Below are 10,153 nucleotides of genomic sequence, written 5' to 3'. Positions count from 1 at the left end.
GCCCTCGCCGAAGCTCATCCCCCCGCCACCTCCGCCTGAAATCGTCGCGGCGCCCGTGGTGGAGACGCCTCCGCCGCCCGTGGTGGAAGAGCCACCGGTGAAGGTGAGCCCGCCCATCGCGAAGAGCGTGACGACGAAGACCGTCCGGGAGGACGCCTCCGCCTCCGCTCCGAGCAAGCGTCCGGACTCGTTGTCCGAGAAGGCCCTCAAGGCACAGCTCCTCAAGCTCTCGGAGGACATCGAGGCCAGTCCCCTGTACGCCAACGACAAGCGTCACAAGGGCCTGTCCCGGCAGACCGCGCTCAACACCGTGAACCGCTTCATCACCCGCCTGGAGAACGCGGAGGGCGTGCAGGAGCGCGCGCTCATCCTCGAAGACCTCCGCGATTGGCGGGCGACCTACCTCAAGTAGTCGTCGCGTCCACCCTTCCGCCCGTGACCGCCGCCCCCGGCCCTGCGCTCCTCGCGGTGGACCTGGGGCTTCGCTCCGGCCTGGCGCGCTTCGGCGCGGACGGGCGGCTGCACTGGTACCGCTCGCAGAACTTCGGCACGCACGCGCGGCTCAAGCGCGCGGTGCCCGCCGTGCTCCTCGACGCGTCACCGCTCGCGTGGCTCGTGCTGGAAGGCGGCGGCCCCATCGCCGACGTCTGGGAGCGCGAGGCCCTGCGCCGCGCCCTGCCCGTGCTGCGCGTCGCCGCCGAGGACTGGCGCTCGCGCCTGCTCTACGCGCGGGAACAGCGCAGCGGCCCCCAGGCGAAGGACGCCGCGGATGGACTCGCGCGGCGGGTCATCGGCTGGTCCCACGCGCCCCGCCCCACGTCGCTGCGCCACGACGCCGCCGAAGCCATCCTCCTGGGCCTGTGGGCCGCGCTGGAGGTGGGCTGGCTGTCCCAGGTGCCCCCGGAGGTGCGGCGTTGAGGCACGGGCGACGTGACGGCTACTTCGCCGACAGGCACGCCACCGGCTGGGCGATGGCGTTGCGCGCGCGCTCCTCGCTCACCAGCGAGTACCCGGCCAGGTCCTGCAACAACATGTCCCGGTTCTGCCGGATGAGGCTCGAGTTCTTGCACTTCTTCAGGTCGGAATAGAACCCGTAGGGAGGCAACGCGAGCTGCAGCTCCGCCAGTTCGGACAATTGCAGCTCCGCCAGCTCGCGGCCGAAGAGCTTGCGCGACGCATCCTCCACGCCGACGACGCCGCGCTCGAAGCGCAGGATGGACAGCTCGTAGGCGATGAGCTGGTCCTTCTGGAAGAAGGCGTGCAGCCGGTGCGCCGCCACCGACAACGGCAGCGTGCCTTCGATGCCCACCTCGCGCGCGATGCGCATCGCCAGCCGCCGCTCGCAGGCGCCGTCGCCCGGAGGCGACGTCCCGAACGTCACGCCCGCGAACAGGCGCCACGCCCACGCGCGTCCATCCTCGCGCGGCGTCTGGAAGTACGTGGGGCACTCCATCTGCCGGATGTAGAGCGCCACCAGGTCCTTGGGCATCCGCGAGAAGTCGGGCCGCGAGAAGGCCACCCGCGCGCGCTCGCTGCCGCCCTGGTCCATGCGGCCCACGAGCACGCTCATGCGGTCGCCTTCGATGCGGTGGCGCAACTGGCTCTCGACGTCGAACTCGCTCTCCAGACGCGGCAGCTTGCTGGCCGTGTACAGGTACGTGAGCGGAATCACCACGCCGGCCAGGCCGACCAGGAACATGAACAGCCAGAAGACGGTCTTCACACCCCCGACTCTACCCAGGGTGGGCACATGACAGAAGGTCCGGTTAGAAAGCTCCCATGAGCCAATGGCACACCGCCACCGTCGGCGCCCGCGCCCCCGCGGCGGATGGCCTCACCGACCTGGTGCTCGACCTCCGGGGCACCGCCCTCGTGGGCACCCATGCCCACCCCGGCCAGTACGTGCGCCTGCGCCTCCCAGGGCAGGAGCCGGGCATGTTCGCCATCGCCTCGCCGCCCGCCCCCCAGGGCACGCACTGGGAGTTCCTCCTCAAGCACGACGGGGCCCTGCCCTCCGCGCTCCTGCGCCTGCCCGTGGGCACGCCCGTGGAGGTGTCGCGTCCGGAAGGTCCGGGCTTCCCCATGGACAAGGCGCGCGGCCATGACCTGCTGCTGTTCGCCAGCGGCTCCGGCATCTCCGCCATCCGCCCCGTCATCGCAAGCCTGCACCAGGAGCGCCGCGCGTACGGCCGGGTGACGCTGTACTTCGGCGCGCGCACGCCGAGCAGCTTCGCCTACGCGAGGGAATTGGAGCGGTGGCAGGCGGACGACGTGCGCGTGGTGCGCACCGTGAGCCAGCCCGGGGTCAGCGGCTGGGAGGGGCTCACCGGCTACGTGCAGGCCCACCTGGGCGAGGAGTCGCTGGAGAACGCCGTCGCCTTCGTGTGCGGACAGGCGGAGATGGTGCAGGACGTGATGGCTGAACTGCGCCAGCGCGGCGTTCCGCAGAGCGCCGTGTTCCTCAACTACTGAGCCTCCACCGCCGTGGGGACTGCGGCCGCCCCGCGCGCCTCCACGCCGGGAGCCGCGTACCGCACGCCGACCACCAGGGCCGCCGGGTCGCTCTCCTGGTTGCCGGTGACCTTCTGCGGCGTCCACGCGGCCACGCCCACCTGGCGCCCGTCCGGGGCGAAGCGCACACGACGCACGGACCAGCCGAACTCCAGCGTGCCCTTCGGCAACGGTTCGGCTTCGGTGAAGAGCTGCACGGTCTTGTCCCAACCGCCCGACGCCAGCGAACGGCCATCCGGAGAGATGGCCGCGGAGGACACCACGCCGTGGTGCACCGCCCACTTGCGCAGCACCTTCCCGGAGCCCGCGTCCACCAGCGCGGCCGCGTTCCACGGCCCCTGCGGGTCTTCCAGGCCCTTGCGCTCGCGCTCGTACACCTTGAGGTTGCGCTCCGCCTTCTCCTCGCTGAAGGCCACGCCCAGTCGCTGGCCGCGCGCATCCACCGTGACGTCGTTGACGTGCGCCGGGAAGGTGAAGTCCGCCTTCGGCGTCAGCCCCCGCGCCATCACCGCAGGCGTCCCTTCCGGCGCGCCGCCCTTGAGCGTGAGCACCGCTTCCGCCGTCGTCTCGTCGAAGACGACGTCCACGCGGTCGCTGAAGGGCGAGCCCAGCACGCCCTGGCTGCCCTGGGGCACGCACGCGTCACACACCGCGACGTCCATGCCCGTCAGCGCGAGCGCCTTGAAGCGCAGCGTCTGCCCCCGCGCCAGCCGCGCCACCGTGTTGCCCAGCGCGCCCGGCACGGTGACGGTGTCCTTCAGGAACGCCACGTCGATGCCGGATGCCGTGGCCGCCGCCGTGGTGAGCACCACCACCGGCGAGCGCGAGTCCAACGCCAACACCACCGGTGCTCCACCGTTGACGCTGCCCTGCACCGCCGCGAAGCCACCGCGCCGCTCGAAGTGCGTGCGCGCCACGTCCGGACGCAGCGACTGTTCCGGCGTGTCCGACGTGCGCACGTGGCCATCCCAGCCACCTGAATACAGCGTCCCGTCCGCAGCGAACGCCAGCGCGCTCACCGGCCCCGTGTGCAGCCGCGACTCCGCGCCGAACGCCAGCCCCGGCACCGACAGCACCGTCACCAGGCCCTGCGCGCTGCCCACCGCCAGCCACCGGCCATCCGGGTGGAAGGCCACCGACACCAGCGGCTCCTCGGTGGCGAGCGCGCCCTTTTGCTCGCCCGTCGCCGCGTCGAACAACTGCACCGCGCCGCTGCGACTCACCGTGGCCACGAGCGCGCCATCCGGCGAGAAGGTCACGCCTTCCAGGTCGTACTGCTGCGCGTTGACCTGCGGATCCGTCAGCATCACCGGGGCCGGCACCGGCGCGTCGCCGGGCTTCCGCGCGCCCACGTCCAGGTCCCACACGGAGACGTGGTACGCCGTGCCGCCCAGGCGCGTGTACGCCACGCGGCCGCCCCGAGGCGCGAAGTCCAGCGCCCAGACGAAGTCCTTGCGGTTGAGGACGGAGGGCTGCGTGTCGAAGCCCTCCACCGGCCCCGCGAGGTAGCCGCCCGGCGTCGCATCCAGCCGCGTCAGCGCCTCTGGCGAGAGTCCCACGCGGGCGTGCCCGCAGCCGACGAGGCACAGGACACCCGCGAGGACGAAGCCCCCGGCACGCACGCTCATGAACCCGAGCCGCGGACGGCGGCCTTTTCCTTGTCGACGTTGATCTCGTTGACGCCCTTGTTGTCCACCGACAGCAGGAACAACTGCTTGTCCGCTTCACGCTTGTCGTTGAACGACGTGCGGCCGGTGGCGCCGTCGAAGTCCTTCAGGCCCGCCAGGGCCTCGCGCATCGCCGCGCGCGAGTTGGGGCGCTGCTTGTCCAGCACCTGCCGCACCATGCGCGCCGAGTCGTAGCCGATGGCCTCCAGCAGGCCGGGGTCTCGGCCGCCTTCCTTGTAGGCCTCGCGGTAGGACTTCACGAACTTCTGCGTGGCCGGCCGCTGCGAGTCCACGAAGAAGCCGTCCACGTACACCGAGCAGGTGACGAACTTGCCGCCGCGCTCCAAGAGCTCCGGCAGGCCCGAGCGGCCCTTGGGGCTGCTCCACTGGTTGGTGCCGAAGAGCGTGACGGTCTTCAGGTCCTTCTTGCCCGTCGTCTTGCGGATGCGCTCCAGGTCGCGCGGGTCGCACGCGTTGGTGACGATGTCCTCCACCGCGAGCGCGGGCGTCACCAGGCTCACCCGGCGCCAGTCGTCCGGGATGAAGAGGCCCTCGAAGTCGACGATGGGCTCCACGCCACTGCGCGCCTTCTCCATCGCCTTGCGGCGGCGGTACGCGTCCGTGATGTTCTCACCCTGCACGTCGCGCACGGCCTCCGCCCAGTCGCCGCGGTCCTCCAGGTAGTAGCGCCCCACCAGCCGCTTGGCCTCGCTGGTGAACGTGGTCTGGTCGTACGAGTACGCCTCCGCGCCGCGCACCGCGCCGCCACGGGCGACGACCTCGTCCCAGAACTCGTTCGCCAGCTCAACGCCGTAGGGGATGTTCGGGTACAGCACCGCGAACTTCTTGTAGCCCTTCACGTTCATCGCGTAGTCCGCGATGGCGCGCGCCTGCGCGGAGTTCGTCAGCATGTTGCGGAAGACGTACGGGCCGATGTCCGTGATGCCTTCCTGCCGGCTCAGCGTCAGCAGCGGCACCTGGAGCTCTTCCGCGAGCAGCGCCGCGCGCTTGGTGTCGTCCACCAGGAGCGGCCCCAGCGCCGCGATGGCGCCGTCGTCGAACGCGAGCTGCTCCATCGCCTGGCCCGTCTTGTTGACGTCGCCCTGCGTGTCCTTCACCACGAGTTCCACGTCGCTGCCCTGGAGCGCCAGCTTCACGCCGCGCAGCACCGCCTCACCGATGGGCTGGTAGCGGCCCGTCATGGGCAGGAGCACCGCCACGGTGCGCGGACGCACCTCCACGCGGCGGGTGGCGCGCGCCAGCAGGTCGCGGGCCTGGGGCGCGAAGCTGCTGTCCGGGGCGTCGCGCAGGAAGCGTTGGAGGGTCTCCTCCAGGCGGGTCCAGTCGCGCAGGTGGTAGTAGATGCGCGCCAGCTTGAACTGGAGCACCGGCCACGCGGGGTTGGAGGGGGACAGGCCTTCCTGCGTGCGCGCGATGTCGATGAAGTCCGCGCGGCCCTCCACCAGCTTCTCCACCTTCGCCACGGCGGCGGCCCGGTCCTCCTGGGTCTGCGCATCACCGGCTTCCTTCACCGCCGTGGTCAGCGCCTGTGAGTACAGGCCCGCGCCTTCCGCCGCGCGCGCCGCCTCCCGGAGGAGCTGTTCCTTCTTCTCGCCTTCGGCGCGCTCGGCCAGGCTGGTGAGGGTCTGGTACGCGTCGCGGTAGGCGCCCACCTCCATCGCGGAGAGGGCCAGCTTGTGCTTGGCGTCCTCGGCCTGGTCGTAGAGGGGGTTCTCGAAGATGAGCTCGTTGAAGGTCTTGCGCGCGTTGGCGTAGTCCTTCGCCTCGAAGTAGAGGACGCCCGCGTTGTAGAGCGCGTCCTGGCCGGCGGTGGTGGCCGGGTAGGCCTTGCGCACGGACAGGTAGGTCTCCGCGGCCTTCTTCTTGTCCGGCTGGGCCTGGGCTTCCGCGCGGGCCTGGGCGAGCGCGGCGTTCGCGGTCGCGTCCTGCTTCACCTCCACGCGGGGGCGGCTGGTGGGCTCGCCGTCGGACGGGTCGCGTCCATCCGTCTGGGAGGGCGCCTTGGGACAGGCGGTCAACAACAGGGCCAGCGCGACAACGAGCGCGCGGCGCGATGCGGAGAGGACTTCCATGGCGAGGTGCATAGCAGCGCGGGTGCGGCTCCGTCGACACTTGAGCGGAGGGATGATTCCCCTGGAACGTCCGCTTCAGTGCACCCGCCATGCCCGCGCGCATCCCCCGAGTGAAACCGGGGGAAATCCCGCGCGCCCCGCCCCTGCCCGTGGCCTCCGGACCGCACCCTGGCGCGGTCCGGAACGCACGCCTGCCGGACGACCTAGCCGAACAGTTCCTTCACCTTGTCGAAGAAGGTCTTCGACTGCGGATGGGTCTCCTCGCCGGACACCTCCGCGAAGCGCTCCAGCAGTTCGCGCTGCTTGGAGGACAGCTCCGTGGGCGTTTCGATGATGACGCGCACGTGCTGATCCCCGCGCTGCTGGCTGTGCAGGTGCGGGATGCCCTTGCCGCGCAGCCGGAACACCTTGCCGGACTGGGTGCCCTGCGGAATGGTCATCTTCACCTTGCCGTCCAACGTCGGCACGTCGATCTTCGCGCCCAGCGCCGCCTGCGTGAAGGACACCGGCACCTCGCAGAAGACCTCGTACTCCTCGCGCTGGAACAGCGGGTGCTCGCGCACGATGACCGTCACGTACAGGTCGCCCGCGGGCCCGCCCCGGTCTCCCGGTTCGCCCATGCCGCCCAGCCGCACGCGCGTGCCGTTGTCCACGCCGCCGGGGATCGCGACCTCGATGACCTCTTCGGACGGAATCTTCCCGCTGCCCCGGCACTTCGCGCACGGATCCGGGATGGTCGCGCCCGTGCCGCCGCAGTCGCCGCAGGGACGGGACACCGCGAAGAAGCCCTGCGTGTAGCGCAGCTCCCCGCTGCCACCGCACGCCGAGCACTGCCGGGGGGCCGCGCCGCTCTTGCTGCCGGAGCCCGTGCAGGTGTCGCACTTCTTGGGACGGGGAATCGTCACCTTCGGACGGCAGCCGAACGCCGCTTCCTCGAAGGAGATCTCCAGGTTGTAGCGCAGATCCGCGCCCCGGCTCGTCTGCCGCCGGCCCCGGCCGCCGCCCCCCCCGAAGATGTCTCCGAAGATCTCCCCGAAGATGTCGTTGATGTTGACGCCCTGGAACCCGCCGCCCGCGTCCCCGAAGGGGTTGCCCGCGTGGCCGAAGCGGTCGTACTTCGTGCGGCGCTCCGGATCGCTCAGGACCTCGTAGGCTTCCGAGGCCTCCTTGAACTTGTCCTCGGCCTCCGCGTTCCCGGGGTTCCGGTCCGGGTGAAACTGCAAGGCGACCTTGCGGAATGCGCTCTTCAAATCCTGCGCGTTGACGGTCTTCTGGACGCCCAGGACCTCGTAGTAGTCGCGCTTCTGCCCCGTGGCCGCTGCCATCGAATCGAACCCCTGGAAATTGCTGGCGTTTCTACGCTGCGTTGGAAATCAGAGTCACTATAACGCAGCGAAACACGCCAGCAATCCAGGCCCGAAACCCACCCCGGTCCGTACGGCCGGGCACCTTGTTCCTACACGGTCCAGACGCGGTTGACCGTCAGCTCCATGCGGGAGAGCCGGCGCTTGAGCGCGGGATCGACGGGGCCCTGGGCGGACCACTTGGGGACCACGAAGTGCAGCTCCGCGTTGTAGAGCTTGGCGGCGCTCGCCAGCAGGCTCCAGCGGTTCTCCGCGGTCGGATCATCCACCATGCCCGGCGTGACGATCTCCAGGATGATGGGCGTGCGCGCCGAATCCGACTGGCGGCAGGTGAAGTCCGGGCGGTGATCCTCGATGGTGCCGGAGAGCACCGGTGGCGGCATGAAGCCGGGGAGCCGGGCCTTGATGTCCGAGTAGCCGATGGTCCGGAAGTACTCGGCCATGAGCCACAGCAGGCGACGGCGCTCTTCATCGTCCACGACCGACTCGCAGCCGGGATTCATCAGGACTTCTTTTTCGGAATTGGTTTCCATGGCGCCTCTCAAGCTGTCCGCATGTGTGGGATGCGGCAACGCAGCCGGGCAGAGGCGCCCCCTGACCGGCCGTGGGGCAGACGGGCATGCACGTCCGCTTCCCACTTCCCTTTCACTTGGACGTCACCGTCGACTCAGTGACAGAGTGCGCCCCCTCTCGTGGCCCCCCGTCCCTCCGCGCACGTCTACCGCCGGCTCCTGGGCTACCTGGTCCCCTACCGCCGACTGCTGCTCGCGGGCTCGCTGGCCTCGCTCACCGCCGCGGCCGCCACCGCCGCGTATGCCTGGATCGTCGGGCCCCTGCTTCGCGCCGTCCTGACCGGTGCACCCGTCTCCGTGGCGGGGATGACCTTGTCGCCAGAGGCCCTGCTGTCCCGCCTGCCCCTGCTCGTCGTCGCGGTGGCATTGGTGAAGGCCACCGCCCAGTTCCTCCAGGGAGGCCTGATGCAGCGGCTGGGCCAGAGGGTGATGGCGGACCTTCGGGGCTTTCTCTATGGCCGCCTGCTCGCCCAGCCTCCCGCGTTCTTCGAACAACGTCACTCGGGAGAACTGGTGGCACGCTTCACCTCGGATGTACCGCTGGTGGAGTTCTCCGTCACCCAGGCGCTGTCATCGTACGTCAGGGATGGGCTTCAAATCTGCGCACTGCTGGCGACGTGCTTCCTCATCGACGCGAAACTTTTTCTCTTCACCTTCGTCGTCGTGCCGGTGACCGTGCTGCCGGTCAACCGCTTCGCCCGCTCGCTCAAGAAGGTGGCGACCCGTTCCCAGGCGAGCCTAGGCGCGCTCAGTGCGATCACCGCTGAACAGCTCCAGAACCTGCCCGTGGTGCAGGCCTACGGCACGGTGCCCCGCGCGCTGGAGTCCTTTGACGCGGAAGCCGACGCGTACCTGGGCGAGATGCGCCGCTCGCTCTTCATCCGGGGCGCCTTCAGCCCCACGGTGGAGCTGTTGGGCATCGTGGGCGTGGCGTTCGCGGTGGCCTGGGGCGCTCGTGCGGTGTCCATGGATCCAACGCTCGCCGGACGCCTGCTCTCCTTCATGGCGGCGGCGCTCCTGCTCTACCAGCCGGTGAAGTCGCTGAGCGGCACGCTGTCCCAGGTGCTCACGGGCCTGGCGGCGGCGGAGCGGCTGTTCGCGCTCGCGGATTCTCCCGTGCCTCCGGACGTGGGCGATGACGCCCGGCCGCTCTCGGGCGCCCTGGTGCTCAAGGGCGTGCGCGCCACCTACGCGGATGGCCGCGAGGCGCTCAAGGGCGTGGACCTCACGGTGCCCGCCGGCGCGCGCGTGGCGCTGGTGGGGCCCTCCGGCGCAGGCAAGACGACCCTCTTCTCCGTGCTGCTGGGCTTCCTGCCCCCGAGCGGCGGCGAGGTGCTTTGGGACGGCGTGCCCCTCTCCTCGCTCAAGTCCTCCAGCGTGCGGGGACAGTTGGCGTGGGTGCCCCAGGAGCCGGTGCTCTTCTCCGGCACCGTGCGCCACAACCTGCTGCTGGGACAGCCGGACGCGACGGACGACGCGCTGTGGGAAGCGCTGCGGCTGGCGCACGCGGAGGACTTCGTGCGCGCCCTGCCCGGCGGCCTGGATGAAGGCGTGGGCGAGCGAGGCGGCCGGCTCTCCGGAGGCCAGCGCCAGCGCATCGCCCTGGCGCGGGCCTTCCTGTGCCGCCCGTCGCTGCTGCTCCTGGACGAGCCCACCAGCGCCCTGGATGCCACCAGCGAGGCGGCGGTGGGCGCGGGGCTCGCGGCGCTGATGAAGGGCCGCACGGTGCTCGTCATCGCCCACCGGCTGGCCACCGTGCGCGACGCGGACCTCATCGCCGTGGTGGAGGGCGGACAGGTGGTGGAGTCCGGCACCCACGCGGAGCTGCTCGCGCTGCGCGGCCGCTATGCCCGACTCCTGGGCGAAGGCGCCGTCGCCGCCTGAACAGCGCGCTGGCCCTCCGGGATGACTTCCCGGCCGCGCCCCCGCACGACTGTTCACTCCCC

General features: G+C 70.7%; 8 protein-coding genes and 1 pseudogene. 4 read left to right on the top strand and 5 right to left on the bottom strand.

Annotation, left to right across the window (positions count from 1 at the left end):
• Both D7V88_RS43260 and D7V88_RS33945 read left to right on the top strand, forming a co-directional pair.
• Positions 1-412, top strand: a pseudogene (locus D7V88_RS43260) (serine/threonine protein kinase); the annotation flags it as partial.
• A gap of 23 nt (positions 413-435) precedes the next feature.
• Positions 436-918 (top strand): hypothetical protein, encoded by a 483-nt coding sequence (locus tag D7V88_RS33945; protein ID WP_120544768.1) that lies wholly within the window; start codon positions 436-438, stop codon positions 916-918.
• A gap of 19 nt (positions 919-937) precedes the next feature.
• Here D7V88_RS33945 and D7V88_RS33940 read toward each other — a convergent pair whose 3' ends face one another.
• A complete protein-coding gene (locus tag D7V88_RS33940) occupies positions 938-1,723 on the bottom strand; it encodes a transglycosylase domain-containing protein (RefSeq protein ID WP_120544767.1) in 786 nt (261 codons plus the stop codon).
• Positions 1,724-1,779: 56 nt separating this feature from the next.
• Between D7V88_RS33940 and D7V88_RS33935 the strand changes: the two genes are divergently transcribed.
• Positions 1,780-2,472, top strand: coding sequence for a ferredoxin reductase domain-containing protein (locus tag D7V88_RS33935; RefSeq protein WP_120544766.1), 693 nt, complete (start codon positions 1,780-1,782; stop codon positions 2,470-2,472).
• Here D7V88_RS33935 and D7V88_RS33930 read toward each other — a convergent pair.
• From D7V88_RS33930 to D7V88_RS33915, 4 genes are all read right to left on the bottom strand, one after another.
• Positions 2,466-4,139, bottom strand: a complete 1,674-nt coding sequence (locus D7V88_RS33930; RefSeq protein WP_120544765.1) for an aspartyl protease family protein — start codon at positions 4,137-4,139, stop codon at positions 2,466-2,468. The genes D7V88_RS33935 and D7V88_RS33930 overlap by 7 nt on opposite strands.
• On the bottom strand, positions 4,136-6,271 hold the full coding sequence (locus tag D7V88_RS33925) for a penicillin-binding protein activator (RefSeq protein WP_244238535.1): 2,136 nt from the start codon (positions 6,269-6,271) through the stop codon (positions 4,136-4,138). Before D7V88_RS33925 ends, D7V88_RS33930 begins: the two co-directional genes overlap by 4 nt.
• A gap of 203 nt (positions 6,272-6,474) precedes the next feature.
• Positions 6,475-7,596, bottom strand: a complete 1,122-nt coding sequence (gene dnaJ / locus D7V88_RS33920) for a molecular chaperone DnaJ (protein ID WP_120544763.1) — start codon at positions 7,594-7,596, stop codon at positions 6,475-6,477.
• Positions 7,597-7,727: 131 nt separating this feature from the next.
• Complete coding sequence (locus tag D7V88_RS33915) at positions 7,728-8,168, bottom strand: hypothetical protein (protein WP_120544762.1); 441 nt, start codon at positions 8,166-8,168, stop codon at positions 7,728-7,730.
• A 159-nt stretch (positions 8,169-8,327) separates the two neighbouring features.
• On the opposite strand from D7V88_RS33915, the gene D7V88_RS33910 reads away from it, so the two are divergent.
• Positions 8,328-10,091: an ABC transporter ATP-binding protein gene (locus tag D7V88_RS33910; RefSeq protein ID WP_120544761.1), complete on the top strand. Its 1,764-nt coding sequence runs from the start codon at positions 8,328-8,330 to the stop codon at positions 10,089-10,091.
• Positions 10,092-10,153: the final 62 nt, after the last annotated feature.

The sequence above is a fragment of the Corallococcus terminator genome, from assembly GCF_003611635.1.
In the GTDB taxonomy this organism is placed as follows: domain Bacteria; phylum Myxococcota; class Myxococcia; order Myxococcales; family Myxococcaceae; genus Corallococcus; species Corallococcus terminator.
This window is presented reverse-complemented; position numbering and strand designations above follow the sequence as displayed.